Annotated in this window: 19 protein-coding genes and 1 pseudogene; 10 read left to right on the forward strand and 10 right to left on the reverse strand. The window is 68.9% G+C overall.

The annotated features are described in order from the left end of the window. Window positions 1–67: 67 nt before the first annotated feature. On the forward strand, window positions 68–1,255 hold the full coding sequence (locus ACK8HH_RS16855; RefSeq protein ID WP_006897387.1) for a hypothetical protein: 1,188 nt from the start codon (window positions 68–70) through the stop codon (window positions 1,253–1,255). 13 nt (window positions 1,256–1,268) lie between these two features. Here the strand turns inward: ACK8HH_RS16855 and ACK8HH_RS16860 are convergent. Then, window positions 1,269–2,438, reverse strand: a pseudogene (locus ACK8HH_RS16860) (ABC transporter substrate-binding protein). Window positions 2,439–2,661: 223 nt separating this feature from the next. Between ACK8HH_RS16860 and ACK8HH_RS16865 the strand changes: the two are divergent. Beyond that, window positions 2,662–4,179, forward strand: coding sequence for an MFS transporter (locus ACK8HH_RS16865; RefSeq protein WP_278125343.1), 1,518 nt, complete (start codon window positions 2,662–2,664; stop codon window positions 4,177–4,179). A gap of 85 nt (window positions 4,180–4,264) precedes the next feature. Here the strand turns inward: ACK8HH_RS16865 and ACK8HH_RS16870 are convergent, their stop codons facing one another. Next, window positions 4,265–4,432, reverse strand: a complete 168-nt coding sequence (locus tag ACK8HH_RS16870) for a hypothetical protein (RefSeq protein WP_278125345.1) — start codon at window positions 4,430–4,432, stop codon at window positions 4,265–4,267. A 227-nt stretch (window positions 4,433–4,659) separates the two neighbouring features. Between ACK8HH_RS16870 and leuA the strand changes: the two genes are divergently transcribed. Further along, window positions 4,660–6,507, forward strand: a complete 1,848-nt coding sequence (gene leuA / locus ACK8HH_RS16875) for a 2-isopropylmalate synthase (RefSeq protein WP_278125346.1) — start codon at window positions 4,660–4,662, stop codon at window positions 6,505–6,507. 103 nt (window positions 6,508–6,610) lie between these two features. Here leuA and ACK8HH_RS16880 read toward each other — a convergent pair whose 3' ends face one another. After that, window positions 6,611–8,110, reverse strand: coding sequence for an Ig-like domain-containing protein (locus tag ACK8HH_RS16880; protein WP_278125348.1), 1,500 nt, complete (start codon window positions 8,108–8,110; stop codon window positions 6,611–6,613). A gap of 291 nt (window positions 8,111–8,401) precedes the next feature. Further along, the gene (locus ACK8HH_RS16885; RefSeq protein WP_006897393.1) at window positions 8,402–9,379 is read right to left on the reverse strand and encodes a helix-turn-helix transcriptional regulator; all 978 of its coding nucleotides are present in this window, start codon (window positions 9,377–9,379) and stop codon (window positions 8,402–8,404) included. 129 nt (window positions 9,380–9,508) lie between these two features. Here ACK8HH_RS16885 and ACK8HH_RS16890 point away from each other — a divergent pair, with 129 nt between their 5' ends. Then, window positions 9,509–10,963: an MFS transporter gene (locus ACK8HH_RS16890; protein ID WP_062366380.1), complete on the forward strand. Its 1,455-nt coding sequence runs from the start codon at window positions 9,509–9,511 to the stop codon at window positions 10,961–10,963. 52 nt (window positions 10,964–11,015) lie between these two features. Here the strand turns inward: ACK8HH_RS16890 and ACK8HH_RS16895 are convergent, their stop codons facing one another. Next, window positions 11,016–12,053, reverse strand: a complete 1,038-nt coding sequence (locus ACK8HH_RS16895) for an alpha/beta hydrolase (RefSeq protein ID WP_156479396.1) — start codon at window positions 12,051–12,053, stop codon at window positions 11,016–11,018. 124 nt (window positions 12,054–12,177) lie between these two features. Between ACK8HH_RS16895 and ACK8HH_RS16900 the strand changes: the two genes are divergently transcribed. From ACK8HH_RS16900 to ACK8HH_RS16925, 6 genes are all read left to right on the forward strand, one after another. Continuing rightward, window positions 12,178–12,612 carry a MarR family winged helix-turn-helix transcriptional regulator gene (locus ACK8HH_RS16900; RefSeq protein WP_278125351.1) on the forward strand — a complete coding sequence of 145 codons (435 nt, stop codon included), beginning with the start codon at window positions 12,178–12,180 and terminating at the stop codon, window positions 12,610–12,612. Window positions 12,613–12,640: 28 nt separating this feature from the next. After that, on the forward strand, window positions 12,641–13,201 hold the full coding sequence (locus ACK8HH_RS16905) for an isochorismatase family protein (RefSeq protein WP_278125353.1): 561 nt from the start codon (window positions 12,641–12,643) through the stop codon (window positions 13,199–13,201). After that, entirely contained in the window at window positions 13,198–13,803 is a 606-nt protein-coding gene (locus tag ACK8HH_RS16910; protein ID WP_278125355.1) for an MFS transporter, read from the forward strand. Before ACK8HH_RS16905 ends, ACK8HH_RS16910 begins: the two co-directional genes overlap by 4 nt. 48 nt (window positions 13,804–13,851) lie before the next feature. Continuing rightward, complete coding sequence (locus tag ACK8HH_RS16915) at window positions 13,852–14,580, forward strand: MFS transporter (RefSeq protein WP_278125357.1); 729 nt, start codon at window positions 13,852–13,854, stop codon at window positions 14,578–14,580. Window positions 14,581–14,649: 69 nt separating this feature from the next. Further along, window positions 14,650–15,954 carry a MurT ligase domain-containing protein gene (locus tag ACK8HH_RS16920; protein WP_045537266.1) on the forward strand — a complete coding sequence of 435 codons (1,305 nt, stop codon included), beginning with the start codon at window positions 14,650–14,652 and terminating at the stop codon, window positions 15,952–15,954. Continuing rightward, window positions 15,951–16,664: a type 1 glutamine amidotransferase gene (locus tag ACK8HH_RS16925; protein WP_006897400.1), complete on the forward strand. Its 714-nt coding sequence runs from the start codon at window positions 15,951–15,953 to the stop codon at window positions 16,662–16,664. Before ACK8HH_RS16920 ends, ACK8HH_RS16925 begins: the two co-directional genes overlap by 4 nt. Here the strand turns inward: ACK8HH_RS16925 and ACK8HH_RS16930 are convergent. From ACK8HH_RS16930 to ACK8HH_RS16950, 5 genes are read right to left on the reverse strand one after another with little or no spacing between them, the layout of a single operon-like run. Next, window positions 16,661–17,248 carry a uridine kinase gene (locus ACK8HH_RS16930; RefSeq protein WP_006897401.1) on the reverse strand — a complete coding sequence of 196 codons (588 nt, stop codon included), beginning with the start codon at window positions 17,246–17,248 and terminating at the stop codon, window positions 16,661–16,663. The two genes, ACK8HH_RS16925 and ACK8HH_RS16930, sit on opposite strands and share 4 nt — an antisense overlap. Before the next feature lie 3 nt (window positions 17,249–17,251). Beyond that, on the reverse strand, window positions 17,252–17,863 hold the full coding sequence (gene recR / locus ACK8HH_RS16935; RefSeq protein ID WP_006897402.1) for a recombination mediator RecR: 612 nt from the start codon (window positions 17,861–17,863) through the stop codon (window positions 17,252–17,254). An 11-nt stretch (window positions 17,864–17,874) separates the two neighbouring features. Further along, window positions 17,875–18,231: a YbaB/EbfC family nucleoid-associated protein gene (locus ACK8HH_RS16940; protein WP_006897403.1), complete on the reverse strand. Its 357-nt coding sequence runs from the start codon at window positions 18,229–18,231 to the stop codon at window positions 17,875–17,877. After that, window positions 18,224–18,586 carry a hypothetical protein gene (locus ACK8HH_RS16945; RefSeq protein WP_039867793.1) on the reverse strand — a complete coding sequence of 121 codons (363 nt, stop codon included), beginning with the start codon at window positions 18,584–18,586 and terminating at the stop codon, window positions 18,224–18,226. The genes ACK8HH_RS16940 and ACK8HH_RS16945 overlap by 8 nt, the downstream gene beginning before the upstream one ends. A 40-nt stretch (window positions 18,587–18,626) precedes the next feature. After that, the gene (locus ACK8HH_RS16950; RefSeq protein ID WP_278125359.1) at window positions 18,627–19,493 is read right to left on the reverse strand and encodes a pseudouridine synthase; all 867 of its coding nucleotides are present in this window, start codon (window positions 19,491–19,493) and stop codon (window positions 18,627–18,629) included. Between the last annotated feature and the right edge of the window lie 14 nt (window positions 19,494–19,507).

Consider the following 19,507-nt stretch of genomic DNA (forward strand, 5'->3'; position numbering starts at 1 on the left):
GGGGTTCACCTTACCCGCCGGACCTGGCGCGGCACATTTCGCGGAGGCCACCGTAGGATCACCTCCGATGACTACCGTGCGCCCGATGTCCACCATGCGACGCTTCGGCATCACCCACGAGTTCGCCCTTCGATGCGTCGGGGTGTACCTGACGATTCGCGTCGTCGGCATCGTGATCCTCACGGTCTTCGCCGGACTCCACCACACCGGTCTCACCGCGCTGCTGTCCATGTGGGACGGCGAGTGGATGCTCGGCATCGCCCAGCACGGCTACGGCGGAATCCCCCTGTGGTTCACCGACGGAAACGGCGTCCACACGGAGTTCACCGCGTACGCATTCTTCCCCGGTTATCCGATGACGGTGCGGACCGTCGCCCTGGTCCCCGGCCTGTCGCCGTTCGCCGCGGCCATGATCGTCAACGTGGTCGCGGGATGCCTCGCCGCGGTGGCGGTGGGTCGTATCGGAGTGATCTGCTCCGGGCGGATCCGTTCCTCGGTTCGGTCGACGCCCGACCAGGCCTCGACGGCCGGACTGGTCCTGGTGGGCCTCTTCGCCGCCACGCCCATGTCGGTGGTGCTGAACATGGCCTACACCGAGGCGGTGTTCTGCGCACTCGCGGGCTGGGCGCTCGTCGGAGTCCTGGAGCGGCAGTGGCTGCTCGCCGGACTCTGCGCCCTCGGTGCCGGACTCGTCCGGCCGACCGGCGTCGCGGTGATCGCCGCCGTGATGCTCGCAGCGATCGTGGCCCGGCGCGACGGCCCTCGTGCGTGGGCCGCCGTGATTCTCGCGCCGCTCGGTTACCTCGGCTACCTGGCAGTGGTGTGGGCGCAGACCGGCTCGGCGACGGGCTGGTTTCAGATCCAGACGACGGGGTGGAACACCACATTCGACGGCGGCGCGGCCACCTGGCGATTCCTCACCCAGACGCTCGGCAGCGGATCGGACTTCTCAGCGATCGCAACGGCCCTGTTGATCATCTCGGTGCTCGTGTTGTTCGGTTGGTCGGTCGCCGACCGCGTGCCGTGGCCGGTGCTCGTCTACGCGGCGGCCGTGCTGGCGTCGATCCTGCTGTCGGACGGCCTGATGATGAGCCGTGCGCGACTGCTCCTGCCCGCGTTCGTCCTGCTGATCCCGGTGGCCGTGCGGATCGCACGACGGCCGCGGACCGAGATCATCGCCTTCCTCGCCGTCGCCGCCCTGTTCTCCGGCTGGTTCGGTGCCCGCATGCTCACGGTCTTCCAGTACGCCATCTGACGACGGCGCGCGGCTATCCCTTGATCTGAAGCCACGCCTTCGACCAACCGTCGTAGCCGACGCACTCGACGTTCTTGCGACCGTCGACGCAGTCGCGCATCGGCGTGGTCCAGTACCAGATGTGCGAGGCGTACTCGGGGTCCGCGGAGTGGTACACCGCGCAGTGCGTCCGGTCCCGCATCAGTTCGCACGCCTTCGCGTTCGCGGGTGACTCGCCGAAGTACTCCGCGACGCGCGCGTTGACCCGCGCGCTCACGATGTAGTCGACCCAGCGGTACGCGCAGTTCGGATGCTCGGCCCGGGAACTGATCATCCACGAGTCCGACCACCCCGTCGATCCCTCATCGGGCAGCACCGTCGCCACCGGAGCACCGCCGTCGCGGGCGAGGTTGGCCGCCATCTGCCACGTGGAACCGAGCACGCTCCAGCCCGCGCTGAACGCCTGCACCTCGCGGACGATGTCGTTCCAGTACTCGCCGACCGCTCTGCACTGCTCCTCGAGCAGCGCGACGGCCGCGTCGAACTGCCTCCGGTCGAGCGCGTAGGGATTCGTGATGCCGAGATCGGGCCGGTGCCGCATCAGATACAGCGCGGCGTCGGCGATGTAGATCGGCGAATCGTAAGCTGTCACCCGGCCCGCATAGCGCGGCGCGTCCTCGAACACGGCCCGCCAGGACGTGGGCGCGGGTCGCACGACGTCTGTGCGATACATCAGGAGATTGGCACCCCAGCCGTGCGGCACACCGTAGGTGATCCCGTTCTTCGCATTCCACGGCTTGCCCTTCAAGAAGGGATAGATGTCGGAGTACGAGGGGACCAGCGCGGTGTTGATCGGCTGTACGTCACCGGCGTCGATCAACCGCAGCGACGCGTCGCCCGATGCCGAGACCACGTCGAACTGACCGGTCCGCATCAAGGACACCGCTTCGTCGGAGGTGCCGAAGGTCTTGACCTCCACCTGGCAGCCGGTCAGGTCCCGGAACGGCTGCACCCAGTTCACGGACCGGTTGTTGCTCCCGTCCTCGGCGTAGCCCGGTCATGCCAGGACGTTCAGCACGCGCTCTGCCGGACCGAGGACCGATCGCATGGGCACCGGGCCGGGACCGGCGGTGCCGCAAGCGGCCACGAGGGCGGTCGCCGCGACGAGGATCGTCGCGGCGGCCAGCCTGCCGATCGTGGCCACGCCTCTCCTTGCCGGCCGCCGTGGGCGGCCTCCACAGCCCGTTGTACTCCACCCGGGCCCGTCGCGGTCCGCGATCGAATCACCGGTGTGCTTCTGATGTCGATCGGCCGGAAACGAGGTCGCTGACCACCGCATATCCGGCGTAGCCTGAACGGGCCGCGGTCGCGCTTGCATCGCCGGCCGCGCCCGCGATCCACCCCTCACAGATCTGGAGCCCGCACGCATGCCCTCGGTCCCGCCGCCCACCGGCACCGCACCCGCGGCCGATCGGAAGACATGGTTCGGGCTGGCGGTTCTGATGCTTCCGGTGCTGCTGGTCTCGATGGACTTCTCAGTGCTGTACCTGGCGATGCCGACGATCACCGCGGCGCTCGACCCGTCGGCCACACAGCAGTTGTGGATCCTCGACATCTACGGGTTCCTGATCGCCGGGCTGCTCATCACGATGGGCAACCTCGGCGATCGGATCGGGCGACGGCGGATTCTGCTGTGCGGCGCGGGTGTATTCGGCGGTGCGTCGGTGCTCGCCGCGTTCTCGCCCGGTGCCGGGGCTTTGATCGCGGCCCGCGCGTTGATGGGCGTGGGAGGTGCGACGCTGATGCCCGCGAGCCTCGCGCTGATCGCCAACATGTTCAAGCGCAGTCACGAACGCGCTCGCGCCATCGGGGTGTGGACCTCGGCGTTCGCCGGCGGTGCCGCCATCGGCCCGGTTCTCGGAGGCCTTCTGCTGCACCACTATTGGTGGGGAGTGGTGTTCCTGATCAACGTGCCGGTGCTCGCGGTGCTCTTCGCGGCGGGGCCGTTCGTCCTCCCCGAGTACCGATCGGCCCGCACCGGTCGGTTCGACGTCGTCGGTGTCGCGCTGTCACTGCTCGGCATCCTCCCCGCCGTCTACGCGGTCAAGGCGCTCGCGACCGAGGGGGTCTCACCGCTTGCGGCGACGGCGGGTCTGGTCGGCATCGCGATGTTCGCAGTATTCCTCCGCCACGAGGCGCGCACGCGCGATCCCCTGCTGGACTTGAACCTGTTCCGCAACCCCACGGTGAGCGTGTGCCTCGCCATCGCGCTGGTGGGAATGATGGCCGAGGGCGGCATCGCCTATCTCTCGAACGTCTATCTCCAGTCGGTGCTGGGCCACGACGTTCTGGCCGCGGCGCTCGCCGGACTCCCGATGGCGGTGACGATCGCCGTCTTCTCCGTCGTCGCCGATCGCATCGCCCGACTGGTCGGAAAGCGGTACGCCCTGGCCGGCTCGCTGGTGGTCGCCGCGACGGCGAATCTCGGATTCATCGCACTGGGCACCACGTCGTCGCTGTGGGTGTACATGGCCCTGAGCGCTCTCGCCGGAATCGGATACGGTGTGCAGTTCTCGCTGGTGACCGATGTGGTGGTCGGCGCCGTGCCGCCGGAGCAGTCCGGTGCCGCGTCGGGCATCTCGGAGACCTGTTTCGAACTGGGAACCGCCCTCGGCCTGGCTCTCTTCGGCTCGCTGGCCACCGCGGTCTTCCTGTCCCGCGGCGGCGACAGCGGGGTGACGGGATCGCTCGGTGAGACCCTCGTCCGCGCCGACGCCATGAGCACCGGCGGAGACGCCCTGGCAACGGCCGCGCGAGAAGCCTTCGTCGACGGACTGCACGCGACCACACTGGTGAGCGGTCTGCTGCTCGCGGTGTTGAGCATCGTCACCGTCCTCGCGATGCGCCGCAGCGAGCACCGCGCCGAAGCAGCCGTCGAGGTGTGACGACGAAGACGCGGGCCCCGACGTCCACAGTCGAGACCCGCGCCCTGCCGCAGGAGTGCGCCTACTCGGCGCATCCGTTCACGGATCAGCGGTGCCAGAGAATCTCTTGCCCGAGAATCGCATTCACACCCATGGCGAATCCGTCCCACACCGGCAGCCAGACGCTGTTGTAGAAATCGGACTGTGCGAAGGCGACCCCGAGGTCGCCGATGATCGGCACCTCATGCCACTGCACGCTTCCGCTGCTGCCCATCTCGTCTCCATTTCTCTAAAGAATTTGTAAACAAGGTGATCCTAACCTAACTTCTTGTGATGGCAACCGGCCCCGGCATCGCCGGACTCAAGTGCTATCGTTGATGTCATGCAGCGTGCACTCCTCCTCGGTTGCCGCGGCGGGGTCTGATCCGACCGGCCCTCCGTCGCGGGGCCTCTTCACGCGCCGGTCAAAACCCCTTCTTTTGATCAGGAGATTGACCCCTCATGGCACCAGCAGACGCTTTCACCTCCGGTCCGAGCCGCATCGTCGAGCCCAACGGACCCATCCCGGACGGCCAGCCCAGCTGGAACCCGCAACGCAATTCGGCGATGCCCGTCCACCGCTACCGCAGCTTCGCCGATGAGGTCGAGAAGATCGCGCTGCCCGACCGCACTTGGCCCGACAAGGTGATCGACCGGGCACCGATGTGGTGCGCCGTCGATCTGCGCGACGGCAACCAGGCTCTGATCGATCCGATGAGCCCGGCCCGCAAACGACGCATGTTCGATCTGTTGGTCCGCATGGGCTACAAGGAGATCGAGGTGGGCTTCCCCTCCGCGAGCCAGACCGACTTCGACTTCGTCCGCGAGATCATCGACGAGGGCGCCATCCCCGACGACGTGACCATCCAGGTGCTGACCCAGGCCCGCCCGGAACTGATCGCCCGCACCTACGAGGCCTGCGCCGGCGCGCAGAACGTGATCGTCCACTTCTACAACTCCACGTCGGTCCTGCAGCGCCGCGTCGTATTCCGCGCTGACAAGGCCGCGATCACCAAGATCGCCACCGACGCGGCCGAGCTGTGCCTGGCCGAGGAGCAGAAGTACCCCGACACCAACTGGCGTTACGAGTACTCCCCCGAGAGCTACACGGGCACCGAGTTGAGCTACGCCAAGGAGGTCTGCGACGCCGTCTCCGAGGTGATCGCCCCGACCCCCGACAAGCCGTTGATCATCAACCTGCCCGCGACCGTCGAGATGACGACGCCCAACGTGTACGCGGACTCCATCGAATGGATGCACCGGAATCTGGCGCGCCGTGACTCGATCATCTTGAGCCTGCACCCGCACAACGACCGCGGCGAGGGCGTCGCGGCCGCCGAACTGGGTTACATGGCGGGCGCGGACCGGATCGAGGGCTGCCTGTTCGGCAACGGCGAGCGCACCGGCAACGTCTGCCTGGTGACTCTCGGCATGAACCTGTTCAGCCGCGGTGTCGACCCGCAGATCAACTTCTCGGACATCGACGAGATCCGCCGGACCGTCGAGTACTGCAACCAGCTGAACGTTCCCGAGCGGCACCCGTACGGCGGCGACCTGGTCTACACCGCGTTCTCCGGCAGCCATCAGGACGCCATCAACAAGGGCCTCGACCAGATGAAGGTCGACGCCGACGAAGCCGACAAGGACGTCGACGACATCTTGTGGCAGGTCCCTTACCTGCCCATCGACCCGAAGGACGTGGGCCGCAACTACGAGGCCGTGATCCGGGTGAACAGCCAGTCCGGCAAGGGCGGCGTCACGTACATCATGAAGGCCGACCACGGACTGGATCTGCCGCGTCGACTGCAGATCGAGTTCAGCCGCGAGATCCAGAAGATCACCGACGGCGAGGGCGGCGAGGTGAACCCGAAGGCGATGTGGGACGTGTTCTCCCGCGAGTACCTGGAGCCCGTGAAGCCACTCGAGCGGGTGCGGCAGCAGGTTTCGGCTGCCGAGACCGACGACGGCGAGGACTCGGTGACCGCGACGGTTCTCGTCGACGGCACCGAGAAGGAGATCTCCGGATCGGGCAACGGTCCGCTGGCCGCTTTCGTCGACGCACTGTCGACCATCGGGTACGACGTCCGGGTCCTCGACTACTCGGAGCACGCGATGACGGCCGGCGGCGATGCCGAGGCCGCGAGCTACGTCGAGGCGGAGATCAACGGCGAGACGGTATGGGGCGTCGGCATCGCCTCGTCGATCACGACCGCGAGCCTGCGCGCCGTCGTCTCCGCGGTGAACCGGGCCTTCCGCACCGAGACGCCGGCCGAGACCGTCGCCGAGGGCGCCCGCACGTGGGCTCCCTGACGCGCCCGCGTCGCAGCCGAACCGAGCACTGAACCCCGAACGCACCGAACCCCGCGAGCCGAAGCTCGCGGGGTTCGGTGCGTTCACGCCCGGTGCCCGGCTGTCAGAAGAGTCCTCGGACGAGGTCGGAGACGACACCGCCGCCCAGACTGCCGCTGCTGCTGCCGAGGCTTCCGTCGCCGTCGGGAGTTCCGGGAGTCGGAGGATCGGCGTCGTCATTCACCGAGACGATGACCGGACCGGAGATAGCACCGGAATGGCCCGCCGTGCCGCTGTAGACCGCGGTGACGGTGAAGTCTCCGGCGGCCGCGAACGCGTGCTGCAGCTTCGCCGCGCCGCCGGAGACCGTCACGGGCCCGCCGACGTCGTCGCCGTTGACCTTGAACTGCACTGTCCCGCCGGTCAGGTCGGCCGGCGTCAGCTCCGCCTTGAGCTCCACTGCGGCACCCGGCTTCGCGGTCGCGGGAGCGATCACCTTCACCGTGGTCTCCGTCTCGCTCGGCTCGGGATCGGAGACCTTGATGGTCTTGGCCTCCGACGTCGAGCCGGAGAACCCGGCCGCACCCGAGAACACCGCGGCGACCTCCTTGTCCCCGGCCGAGGCGAACGAATGCTTCAGCACAGCCGCACCGCCGGAGACAGCCACCGGAGCACCCAGATTCGCTCCATCAGCCTTGAACTGCACAGTGCCCCCACCCGGATTCGGTGACACCGACGCCGACAACGTCACCTCGTCACCGGTCGTCGCGGCGCCCGGCACCGACAAGGTGGTCACCGTGTCCTCATCCACCGGCGCGGCATCCACGCGAATGGTGGCGAGCGGACCGGCGCCGGCATTGGTCGGGCCACCGTCGCTGTCGCGCGGCGAGCAACGGGTCGGGGCCCACTGAGTACCGAACAGACTGGCCTTCGCCAACTGTGTACTGAAGTTCTCGTTCGCGTTCTGGTTCGCGGCGTTACCCGCGATCCGCACGGTGGGCTCGATGACGCCGGCGGTGCCCGCCTTCAGCGTCACGTCGATCGCCGGCATGCGGAACCACGTCTCACCGCTCGAATTGGTGGTGCCGTCGAGGTTCTTCTTCGTCTTCGGGATGACGATGCCGCCCTCGCTGTTCGTGCTCGACGTAGGGCTGTTCGCGATGACCTGGTTGTTGCCCGACAGCCTGATGACCGAGCCCGTCGGGCTCACATTCCCGCTGTTGTCGACCAGCAGAACATTCGGCGCCACGCCACTGAGGCCGACGGACGATCCCGCCACCACATCGGCGCTGACGAAGGTGGAGTTCGCCGGGACGGCGAAGTCGTACTTCAAACGCGACAGGTTGGTGGTGGTGGCACCGGAATCCTTGTCGGGGAACGAGGACGGGTTCGGCTGAATCCGGATCGTGAACTTCTCACCCTCGGACACCGACTCCGGAGCGTCGACGGTGATCGTGTTGCCGACAGGCTTCTTGACCGTCACGATCGAACTCGCCACGCAGATCGACTGGAAGGTGGTGTCGGTCGTCGCCGCCGAGGCCGGCGCGTCGACGACCACCATCGCTCCGGCTAGAAGTACCGATCCGCTCGCCACGGCGAGCACTCGGCTGGTGGACAGTCTCATTCAAGAATCCTTCACTGGGATGATTGACAACGTTCGTAGGACAGGTATGTCAGGAAAGCCGTGGCCGGGAATCGCGAAATGTGACCAGAGGCACAAAAGTCCTCTTTACCGGCGGGTCGTCGTCCGAATAGACGACAGAACTGGTCAAAACAGTGCGAGTGCGAACACCGAATCCGCCGCCGTGGCTCGCCGGTGGGCCGTACGGCCTGACGATCAGTCACGAGGTCGGTTGCGAGATCTCACCGCGAGGCGCCGCGTACCTGGATTGGCTCACAGCTCGCTGACCGGAAGCTATCGCTCCGACAGGTACAGCGCCCGAGCCTCCCGCACGTTGCGTCCACGCAACGCGCGCACGACGTCGGCCGGAACCTCGACGAACTCGTAGTCGGCGTCCAGTCCGCCGAGCGCCAGCGCGATCCACCCCGGATCGTCGGTCTGCATGGTGACCAGGCAGCCGTCGGGGTGCTCGGTGACCTCCGACCACCGGCCGATGCGGCCGCGCACCGCCTCCGGCTCGGCGTGAACCACGGCGCGCACCTGGAGTTGGTCCCGGCCTCCGCGCAGGCTCTCACGCACATAGGCCGCGGGGTCGCCGCCCGGCACCGCACGCGGCGCGAACCGCCGCTTCTGCGGTTGAGCAGCGCTGAGCCGGTCGAGCCGGAACGTGCGCCAGTCCTGACGATCGAGGTCGTACGCGAGCAGGTACCACCGGCGACCGACGGGAATCAACCGCAGCGGCTCGGTGCGGCGAGTGCCGGACGCACGTCCGGCCCGCGGTGCGGGCGCGTAATCGAAGGTGAGCTCCGTCGCGTCCCGGCACGCCAATGCCACTGTCGTCAGGGTCTCGGCGTCCACGGCCGGCGCCTGCTGTTCGCCGGGGAGCAACACGCTCATGGCCCGCAGCGCATCCGCACGCCGGCGCAGCCGAGGCGGCAGCACCTGCATCACCTTGGCCAGCGCCCGCACCGAGGCCTCCGCCATACCGGCGGCCGAACCGTGCGCGGCCGTCCGCAGCGCACTCACGATCGCGACGGCCTCCTCCTCGTCCACAACCAGCGGCGGCAGCGACCCGCCGGGAGCCAGTTGGTATCCGCCGCCGCTGCCCCGCACCGACTGCACCGGATAGCCGAGATCCCGAAGCCGTTCGACGTCGCGGCGCACGGTCCGCTCGGTGGTCTCCAGACGGTCGGCCAGTTCCACCGCCGACCACAGGCGGTGCGCTTGGAGCAGCGCCAGCAGCTTCAGCGTCCGCGTCGTCGTATCGGCCATGACTGCATCATGCCCCAAACAACGGACAGAAACTGACCGGATTATCCGCCGCTCTTCCGGACGGGAATCGTCCGCAATGGTTCGTAGCGTCATCGGTGCAACAGACCCCCATCACCACAGGAGTTCCCGATGACCGTCACAGCCGAGCCCCCTCCCCTGGCAACCGCGTCCACGAGGAGTTTGGACAGTCCGCCGATCGTCGGGCGCGCCCGGACCGTCGCCTTGGTCTGCCTGTTGGCGGCGTCGTTCATGGAGTTGATGGACGCCACGGTCGTCAACGTCGCACTGCGGACGATGAGTGCCGATCTCGGCGCGTCGCCGACCGCGATGTCGTGGATCGTCGCGGGCTATCCGCTCGCCTACGCGACCGGGCTCGTGCTCGGTGCCCGTCTGGGAGATCGGTTCGGTCGACGCCGACTGTTCCTCATCGGTCTCGTCGCCTTCGGCGTCACCTCACTGGCCTGCGGTCTCGCCGACACGCCGACGCAACTCGTCGTGTTCCGGATCCTGCAGGGTGCCGCGGCGGCACTGATGATCCCGCAGGTGCTGACCAACATCCAGGTGCTCTATCCACCCGCCGAACGCGGCCGCGCGATGGGACTGTTCACCTCCGTCATCGGGATCGCCGCCGTGGCCGGTCCGGTGCTGGGCGCCGTCATCACCTCGGGCGACTGGTTCGGACTCTCGTGGCGGCCGGTGTTCCTCATCAACGTCCCGGTGGCGCTGCTCGCCCTGGTCGCGGCGCGCGTCTTCATCCCGGAGACTTACGCTTCCCGTCCCGCGCCCATCACGCCGATCTCCGCGGCGCTGCTCGGCGGTTCGCTGGCAGCGTTGATGGCGCCGGTCACACTGGGACCGGAGAATGATTGGCCCGCTTGGGGATTCGTCATGATGGCGGCGGGCGTCGCCGGCCTTGCACTCTTCGCTCGGCGGCAGGTCATCACTGCTCGCGCAGGCGGAACACCGCTGGTTCCGCCCGCGGTGTTCCGGTCTCGTTCGTTCACCGCGGGGCTGACCGCGTTCACCGCACTGAGCATCCCGACCGGCGGGTACTTCCTCGTCCAGTCCCTGCACGTCCAGGCCGCGCACGGCTGGTCGGTCCTGCACACCGGCCTGATGTGGGTGCCGTTCTCGATCGCCGTACCCGTCTTCGCCGGTCTGTCCGCGACTGTCCTGGCCGCCCGATTCGGCAAGCACGTCCTGCAGGGCGGAGCGTGGGTGTTCATCGTCGGGATGACGTCCATGATCGTCGCCGACCGCTCGGCCCATCCGGCCCTGTGGTTCACCGTCGCACTCATCGTCGCAGGCGCTGGTTTCGGACTCATCGTCGGGGCCGCCGGCCTGCTGGTTCTGAACGACGTGCCGGTCGGGCTCGCCGGCGCGGCGTCCGGCGTGTTCAACACCGTGCAGGCACTGTCGGTGGCGACGGGTGCGGCGGTGATCGGCACGGTGTACTCGTCGGTGTCGAGCGCATACGGCCTCGCCACCGGCTACCGGGTCTCGTTCCTGGTGATGATCGGACTGGTCGCGGTCGGTGCAGCGGCCGCCCAACTGATGCCGAAGCCCGTGCGGATCGCGGTGTAGCGGCCCAGGCGGGGCGAGGACGTCCGCCCGGCGGGAGCGCCGGGCGGACCCTCTATCCGGCCGAGGCGACCGCCTTCGCCACAGCCTCGCCCATCCGCCGGACGGTGGCCTGCGCGTCCGGGCTCAGCAGCGCCATATTCGCGAATCCGTGGATCATCGTCCCGGCGCGTTCCACGGTCACCGGGACGCCGGCCTGTTCGAGCGCAGCCGCGTACTCGAGGCCTTCGTCCCGCAGCGGGTCGAACCCGGCGACCACCACGTGGGCGGGCGACAACCCGGAGAGATCTTCGGCAAGCAATGGCGAGACCCGAGGATCGGACAGTTGGTCGCGCGAGGCCAGGTAGGTGTCGCAGAAGTAGTCGATCTGTTCCTCGGTGAGGTAGTAGCCGGTGGAGAACTCATGGACCGACGGCCGCTTCCGCGACATGTCGACCACCGGATAGATCAGCAATTGCAGACACGGGGTGATCTCCTCGCCACGCACCTGCTGTGCGACGACCGCAGCGAGATTGCCTCCCGCGGAATCACCGGCCACCGCGATCTGCCGCGGATCGACGCCCCAGTCCGGCGCCTTCTCGACGGCGTAGCGCCAAGCCGCCACGGAGTCGTCGACCGCCGCCGGGAAGAGGTGCTCGGGGGCCAACCGGTAATCCACCGACAGCACGTCGGCGCCCGAGGCGATCGCGAGCGCCCGGACCACCGAGTCGTGGCTGGCCCGGCTGCCCAGGACGAACCCGCCGCCGTGATAGAAGACGATCAGTCCTCGGCCCTTGCCCTCGAGGCTGTATCGCGTGACGGGCACGCCTCCGGCGTCGGTGTCGATCACCAGATCCTCTTCGACGGCGAACGGCTCGAAGGCCTCCGCCATCATCGCGCTGTGATAGTCCATCGACTGCCGTGATCGGGAAACCAGATCGCCGACCAGCGCCAACGATGGAATGTAGGCCGCCGCGGTCACGACCAGTGCGAGCATCGGGTCGAGACGATCACCGTCGCCGTTCACCGTCGTCAGGCGGCTCATCGCCTTCCGCACGGGTGCGGGCAGTTTGGCCGACGCCTTGAGCGCGGTCCGCTGGATCTTGAATGACATAGGCAGTTCGACTGCTGTTGCGCGACTCACAGTGCAGAACTTATCACCGTCAACTCATCGGGTCACCCCTCAGATAAGAACAGTTGACTGTGCAGTTAGCTGTCTAATTGCTAGAGTTGCACTCATGGTCCAGCACTCGTCCGCCGAAGTCGGAAACCGTCTGCGCGCAACGATCGCCGAGCTGAACCGGAAACTGAGGGCCAATTCGTCGGTCCTGGACCTCACCCGTTCGCAGTCGGCCGTGATCGGCTACCTCGATCGCCACGGCGCCTGTTCCACAGCCGATCTCGCCCGTGCGCACGGTATGCGTCAGCAGTCGATGGCCGCGATCGTCGCCGCCCTCACCGACGCCGGCCTGGTGGTCGGCTCCCCCGATCCGACCGATCGCCGCCGCACCTTGCTCGCCCTCTCCAAGAACGCCCGCACGGAACTGACCACCGGACGGCTCCAGCGAGCGGACTGGCTCGCGCACGCCGTCGACGCGGCCCTCACTCCGGACGAGGTGGCCCGCCTGGCCGATGCGATCGAGTTGCTCGGCCGCATCGCGGACCAGCCCTGAAGCACCTCCGCCCCACGAAAGGATCACCATGCCTGTCACCGCACTCGACCGCGACGCCGCCCTGATCGTCATCGACCTCCAGAAGGGGCTGTCGGGCCGCGACCTCGCACCGCACAGCTTCGCGGACGTGGTCGAGCGTTCCGCGGCGCTGACCGACGCGTTCAGCGCGCGACGGCTGCCGGTGGTCATCGTCACCGTCGACGCCGTGCCGCCCGGCCGCACCGACCTCTCCGGCCCGCCCATGGAGTTCCCCTCCGGCTGGAGCGACTCGGTAGCGCCCTTCTCCGACGCCCCGGACGCGTGGCGCGTCACGAAGCGGTCGCCGGGCGCCTTCACCGAGACGCCCCTGCACCGACTGCTGCGCGAGCGTGGCGTCACCCAGGTGGTGGTGGTCGGCGTGTCGACGTCGATCGGCGTCGAGATGACCGCGCGGCAGGCCTACGAGCTCGGATACAACGTCACCGTCGCCCTCGACGCCTGCTCGGACAGCGAAGGGGCGCGGCACGCCTACAGCGCCGCCTCCGTCCTGCCGAAGGTCGCCGAGACGGGATCGGCCGCGGACGTCATCGCTGCGCTGACCCGGGCGTGAGAACAGACACCGACCGCCGCCTCGACGCCCATCCGTTCGGCATCGGATTCACCGCGCCGCTGATCCTGGCGTCGGTCCTCAACCCGATCAACAGCTCGCTGATCGCGACCGCGATGGTGGGCATCGGCGTCGACTTCCACCGCGGCCCCGCCGACACCGCGATCCTGATCTCGGTGCTCTATCTGTGCAGCGCCGTCGCCCAGCCCACCATGGGCAAGCTGGGCCCGCTGTTCGGCGAGCGGCGCGTGATGATCGCGGGGATCGGGCTCGTGCTGACCGCCGGCGTCATCGGCGCAGCGGGCTGGTCGTTCGGGGCGCTGGTGGCCTCCCGCGCACTGCTCGGCGTCGGCACCTCCGCCGCGTATCCGATGGCGATGTCGCTGATCCGCAAGCGGTCGGACGCCGCCGGCGTCGGAGTGCCCAGCCGGATCCTAGGCGTCTTCTCGATCACCGGACAGGTGATCGCGATGGTCGGACTGCCGATCGGCGGCGTCCTCACCGGCGTCTTCGGCTGGCGAGCGGTGTTCTTCATCAATGTTCCCGCCGCCCTCGCCGCTCTGCTCCTGGTGCTCACCGGTGTGCCGAAGGACACCGTGGCCTAGCCGACCGACCTGCGTCGGACTCTGACCGCCGTCGACCCTCTGGGCATCGTGGCGTTCGCCGTGGCGATCGTCAGCGCACTCCAATTCATCGACTCGCCCAGCGCGTCGACGTGGTGGCTCGCGGCGGTGGCCGTGGCGGCGACCGCCGTCCTCATCGGATGGGAACGCCGGTTCTCGACTCCGTTGATCGACGTCCGGATGCTGGTGTCGAACCGCCCGCTGATCCGCACCTATCTGCGGCAGACGCTCGCCTCGCTCGGCATGTACACGACCATGTACGGCGTCAGCCAGTGGATGGAGGACGCGGCCGGCTACCGGCCGACGCAGGTCGGCATGCTCCTCGCTCCGATGTCGGCGACGAGTATCGTCGTCGCCGCCGTCTGTTCCCGGCGCAGCACCGTCCGCAGCCCGCTGATCGCAACCGGCATGGCATTCTGCGCGGCCGGAGCCGTGATGCTCGCGCTGCGCCACGACGCCCCGGTCTGGGCGATCCTCGCCATGTCGCTGCTGGTCGGTCTGGCGAACGGCCTGAACAGCTTCGCCAACCAGGCGGCCCTCTTCATGCAGTCCCCGGCCGACCAGGTGGGCGTCGCATCCGGCCTGTACCGGACCTTCGCGTACATCGGCGCCATCACCTCCGCGGGCCTGATCGCCGCGGCGTTCGGCAGTCGGGCCACCGACGCCGGGTTCCACATCGTCGGATGGGCCACCATGGCGATCGGCCTGTGCGCGGCGACCCTGACATTGACCGACCGCACGCTGCCGCGACACGCGTGAGCTGGGCTGTCACCGCCCTCACAGTCGGCGCCGGGCGATCGTGCTCCCCGGATATGGGAAACTCGTGGAATGTCGGAAGCCCGCCGCATCCCTGACCGTCCGCGCCCGCCCGTCCGCACTCGCGTGGCACTCACCGCCGCTGCCGCGGCCCGCTGGGCCTCGCGTGCCGCCGGCCGTGGGAAGGGCTCGATGATCGGCGGCCTCGTCGCTGAGAAGATCGATCCGCGCATCATGCTCCGGCTCGCCGCCGGCCGCGAGATCGCGCTGATCACCGGAACCAACGGCAAGTCGACGACCACCCGCATGACCGCCGCCGCCCTCGCCGGGCTCGGCGAAGTGGCGACCCAGGCCGACGGCGCCAACATGGACGCGGGCATCATCGCGACGCTCAGCCTCCAGCCCGACGCCCCGGTCGCCGCGCTGGAAGTGGACGAACTGCACGTGGCCCACGTCGCCGACAACACGTCGCCGCGTGTCTTCACCCTGTTGAACCTCTCCCGCGACCAGCTCGACCGCGTCGGCGAGATCAACATCATCGAGCAGAGTCTGCGCGGGGGAATCGCCCGCCACCCGGACGCGGTGGTGGTCGCGAACTGCGACGACGTGCTCGTCACCTCGGCGGCCTTCGACGCTCCGAACGTGGTGTGGGTGGCCGCGGGGGCCGGCTGGGTGGGCGACTCGGTGAGCTGCCCGCGGTCGGGAGAGCCGATCGTGCGGCACGGTGAGGGCTGGTACTCGACCGGCGACGAGCGCTTCCGGCGCCCGGCCCCGCAGTGGTGGTTCGACGACGACAAGATCTACGGCCCGGACGGGTTCGTCGCACCGATGGCGTTGAGGGTGCCGGGCCGGGCCAATCGCGGCAACGCCACCCAGGCCGTCGCGACCGCCGTCGCGATGGGCGCCGACCCCGCGGACGCCGTCGCGGCCGTCGGCACCGTCGGCGAAGTGGCCGGCCGATACGGGACCGTGCAGCTGGGCGACCATCGGATCAGGACCCTGCTGGCGAAGAATCCGGCCGGCTGGCAGGAGGCCCTGGCGATGATCGACACCGACGCCGACAGTCTGGTGATCGCGGTGAACGGGCAGGTCCCCGACGGGGAAGACCTCTCGTGGCTCTGGGACGTGCGCTTCGAAGAGTTCGAGCAGGTCGAGGTGGTCGCCTCGGGCGAGCGCGCCGCCGACCTCTCGGTGCGTCTGCTGTACGCGGGCGCCGAGCACACGGTGACCGACGATCCGTTCGCGGCGATCGCCGCCTGTCCACCGGGCCGAGTGGAAGTGCTCGCCAACTACACCGCATTCCGCGACCTCGGCGTCGCACTGGAACGCGCCGGAGCCCGGCCGGTCGAGAACACTGTGGAGGACAACGCCCGATGAGCGAATCGACCCTGCGGATCGGTCTGGTGCTTCCCGATGTGATGGGCACCTACGGCGACGGCGGAAACGCCCTCGTCCTGCGACAGCGTGCGCGCATGAGAGCCATCGACGCCGAGATCGTCTCGATCACGCTCGACGACGAGGTACCCGAGTCGCTCGACGTCTACACCCTCGGCGGCGCCGAGGATTACGCCCAGCGGCTCGCCACCCGTCATCTGCAGCGGTATCCGGGGCTGCAGCGCGCGGCGGACGCCGGACGCCCGGTGCTCGCGATCTGCGCGGCGATCCAAGTGCTGGGTCACTGGTACGAGACCGCTGCGGGCGAGCGCGTCGCGGGGATCAGCATGCTCGACCTCACCACCTCTCCGAGGCAGTCCCGGGCGATCGGCGAGCTCGTGACCGCACCGATCATCGACGGTCTCAGCCAACCGCTCTCCGGGTTCGAGAACCACCGCGGCGCGACCTCCCTGGGCGCCGCGGCCGCACCGCTGGGCCGGGTCCGCCGCGGTGTCGGCAACGGCGCCGGCGCCGGCGTGGAAGGCGCCGTGCAAGGCAGTGTCGTCAGCACCTACATGCACGGCCCGGTCCTCGCACGGAATCCCGAACTGGCCGACTATCTGCTGTCGAAGGCGGTCGGCACGGAACTGGAGCCTCTCGACCTGCCGCAGGTGGACCGGCTGCGCCGGGAACGGCTCGCCGCCGCTCGCTAACCGAGCACCCGGCACCTCGCCCGCGTGTCGTCGACCGCGAACCAGCCCTCCTCGAAGTCCTGCCACCGGGCCAGATGATCGCGTTCGGCCTCGCCGTCACGCTGCACGGTTCGGCGCAACCGGTCGGCGGCGGGAGGACCGTCGATCCAGAACCGATGCGTGAAACGATCGGCCGTGCAGCGCCGCGCCGACGTCACGCCCTCGACGATCAGAATCGGCTGCCACCGCATCCAGACCTCCGGCCCCACCTCCGGTCGGCCGTCCACCCAGACCCGGGGCCGATAGAAGTAGTCGTGACGCCGTTCGTAGGCGCGGATCACATCGTGAACCAGTTCCGGCCACCACGAGGCGGGGTCGTCCCACGTCGCGTAGTCGTCGGTGCTGACCAGCACTGAGGCGCGGCCGCGCTCGGCGAGCGCACGGACGAGCTGCGCTGCGAACGTGCTCTTGCCCGCCCCCGACGGACCGTCGATCGCCACCATGGCGTCGGTCAGCCCTCCGCGGACCGCGATCTCGTCGGCCAGCCACGCCCAGTCCTGCGGTGAGGGATCGCGCTCCGCCGGTGGAAGGTGGTCGTCGGCCAACGCTCAGACCAGGATGCGCCGACCGGACAGCGCGCGGCCGAGGGTCAGTTCGTCGGCGAACTCGAGGTCGCCGCCCATCGGAAGTCCCGACGCCAGACGGGTCACGGACAGCCCGGGGAAGTCTTTGAGCATGCGCAGCAGATATGTCGCCGTCGCCTCGCCCTCGGTGTTGGGATCGGTCGCGACGATGATCTCGGAGACGTCCTGGCCGTCGGGCTGGTCGCCCAGACGACGCAGCAGTTCGCGGATCCGGAGCTGGTCGGGGCCGATGCCGGACAGCGGGTCGAGCGCACCGCCGAGGACGTGGTAGCGACCGTCGAACTCCTTGGTCCGTTCGATCGCGTAGATGTCCTTCGGCTCCTCGACCACGCAGATCTTCGTGACGTCCCGGCGGGGGTCGCCGCAGATGCGGCACAGCCGATCGGCGGCGACGTTGCCGCACTCGACGCAGAAGGTGACGTCGTCGCGCACGTGTCCGAGGGCGGCGATCAGCCGGTCGATCTCCACGTTCTCGCCCGCGAGCAGGTGGAAGGCGATCCGCTGAGCACCCTTGGGACCCAGCCCGGGAAGTTTCGCGAGCTGGTCGATCAGATCCTGGATCGGGCCTTCGTACATGCGCCAGTCCGTCAGCCCAGGCCGGGCAGTCCGCCGCCCGCCAGCGGCCCCATCTTCTCCGCGACCAGCGCATCGCGCTGAGCCACGAAGTCGGCGAACGCACCGACGATCAGATCCTGCAACGTCTCGACGTCCGCGGGATCGACCACCTCCGGCGAGATCTCGACGGCGGAGACCGTCCCGGCGCCGTCGCCGGTCACCGTTACCAGTCCGTTGCCCGCCGACCCCACCACCGACGTCGCGGAGATCTCCGCGTGCGCCGTCTCCATCTGGGTCTGCATCTGCTGAACCTGGGCCATCAGCCCGGCCATCGGGTTGTCGCCGCCGGCGCCGCCGAACAGCGCACTGGGGTCGAATGCGTCAGTCACGACTCCCAGGGTAGTCGCCGGGACCGGCCAGGAGACGCTCGACGTGTTCGGCGAGTTCGGCGACCGTGGTGCCCGAACCCGGTACCACGCGGAACGACAGCACCTCGTCGCCGAAGAGTCGAGCCGCCCGCGGTGCGAGCGCGAACTCGAAACGGTCGTCACCGACACGGCGCCACTGCACGACGCCCCCGTACACCGGGGCGCTCGCGCCCGTGGTCACACAGTATTCACCGGCCCGGGGACCACCGGGAAGATCGCGCAGCAACTGGAAGCAGGCGTCCGAGTCCTCGTCGAGGAACACCACACCCTCGCAGCCGAGGTCCGGGTGCCGTTCGAAGGATCCGATGATCGCCACGACCGCGAGGATACGCGCCGCCGATCCCCGCGCCCGACGCTCAGCGGGCGGTGCGGAACTCCCGGCGCTCACCGCTGAACGGATCGGTGAACTCCAGCGCCGCGGCGACGAGCCGGAGGGGCCGGGAGAAGTCACCGCGATCCGGTGCGGCCGCCAGGTCGGCGTCGACCTCGGGGTACAGCGGATCGCCGACGATCGGGACGCCGAGCTGAGCCATGTGCATCCTGAGCTGGTGGGTGCGGCCGGTGTGCGGCGCCAGACGGTATTCGGCCAGCCCGTCGCCGAGCCGGGTCGACAGTTCGATGTCGCTGATCGCGTTCACCTCGCCCTCGACGACGCGGGCACGCAGGTCGCCCGCGGTCTTGACGATCCGGTTCTCGATCCGCACGCCGCCGGCCAGAGCGGCGTCCGCCGGCGCGATGGCCCGGTACTCCTTGCGAACGCGCCGCTGCGCGAAGAGTTCCTGATAGGCGGCCCGCACCTCGCGGCGGCGCGTGAACAGCAGCACGCCCGCCGTCAACCGGTCGAGCCGGTGTGCCGGGGCCACGTCGTCGGAGCCGAGTTCGCGACGCAACCGCACCAGCGCCGTCTGCGCCACATGCGCTCCGCGCGGCATCGTGGCGAGGAAGTGCGGTTTGTCGACCACCACGAGATCGTCGTCCAGGTGCAGGATCGGCATGTCGAAGGGCACCGGCAGCTCCCGCGGCGGGTCGCGGTACAGGTACACCGGAACCGGTCGGAGCACCGGCGCATCGAGATCGACCGGACGGCCGTCGGCGTCGACCAGTTCACCGGTGCGCGACCGCAACTCCAGATCGGCCGCAGTGACGCCGGTCAGGACCGGAGCCGCGAGGAGAGCCTCACGCACCGACCACCCGCCGGGGCCGTCCGGCAGACGCAGAACCACCCGGGTGGCATCGA

The organism is Gordonia sp. LUNF6 (assembly GCF_047041125.1).
In the GTDB taxonomy this organism is placed as follows: Bacteria; Actinomycetota; Actinomycetes; order Mycobacteriales; family Mycobacteriaceae; genus Gordonia; species Gordonia sihwensis.

Bases quoted from the DNA above. Each gene is read 5' to 3' on its own strand.
- ACK8HH_RS16870 (WP_278125345.1), bottom strand. From the start codon at position 4,432: ATGGGCAGCAGCGGAAGCGTGCAGTGGCATGAGGTGCCGATCATCGGC.
- ACK8HH_RS16925 (WP_006897400.1), top strand. From the start codon at position 15,951: ATGAGCGAATCGACCCTGCGGATCGGTCTGGTGCTTCCCGATGTGATG.
- ACK8HH_RS16865 (WP_278125343.1), top strand. From the start codon at position 2,662: ATGCCCTCGGTCCCGCCGCCCACCGGCACCGCACCCGCGGCCGATCGG.
- ACK8HH_RS16890 (WP_062366380.1), top strand. From the start codon at position 9,509: ATGACCGTCACAGCCGAGCCCCCTCCCCTGGCAACCGCGTCCACGAGG.
- ACK8HH_RS16905 (WP_278125353.1), top strand. From the start codon at position 12,641: ATGCCTGTCACCGCACTCGACCGCGACGCCGCCCTGATCGTCATCGAC.
- ACK8HH_RS16885 (WP_006897393.1), bottom strand. From the start codon at position 9,379: ATGGCCGATACGACGACGCGGACGCTGAAGCTGCTGGCGCTGCTCCAA.
- ACK8HH_RS16880 (WP_278125348.1), bottom strand. From the start codon at position 8,110: ATGAGACTGTCCACCAGCCGAGTGCTCGCCGTGGCGAGCGGATCGGTA.
- ACK8HH_RS16900 (WP_278125351.1), top strand. From the start codon at position 12,178: ATGGTCCAGCACTCGTCCGCCGAAGTCGGAAACCGTCTGCGCGCAACG.
- ACK8HH_RS16855 (WP_006897387.1), top strand. From the start codon at position 68: ATGACTACCGTGCGCCCGATGTCCACCATGCGACGCTTCGGCATCACC.
- leuA (WP_278125346.1), top strand. From the start codon at position 4,660: ATGGCACCAGCAGACGCTTTCACCTCCGGTCCGAGCCGCATCGTCGAG.
- recR (WP_006897402.1), bottom strand. From the start codon at position 17,863: ATGTACGAAGGCCCGATCCAGGATCTGATCGACCAGCTCGCGAAACTT.
- ACK8HH_RS16920 (WP_045537266.1), top strand. From the start codon at position 14,650: ATGTCGGAAGCCCGCCGCATCCCTGACCGTCCGCGCCCGCCCGTCCGC.
- ACK8HH_RS16895 (WP_156479396.1), bottom strand. From the start codon at position 12,053: ATGTCATTCAAGATCCAGCGGACCGCGCTCAAGGCGTCGGCCAAACTG.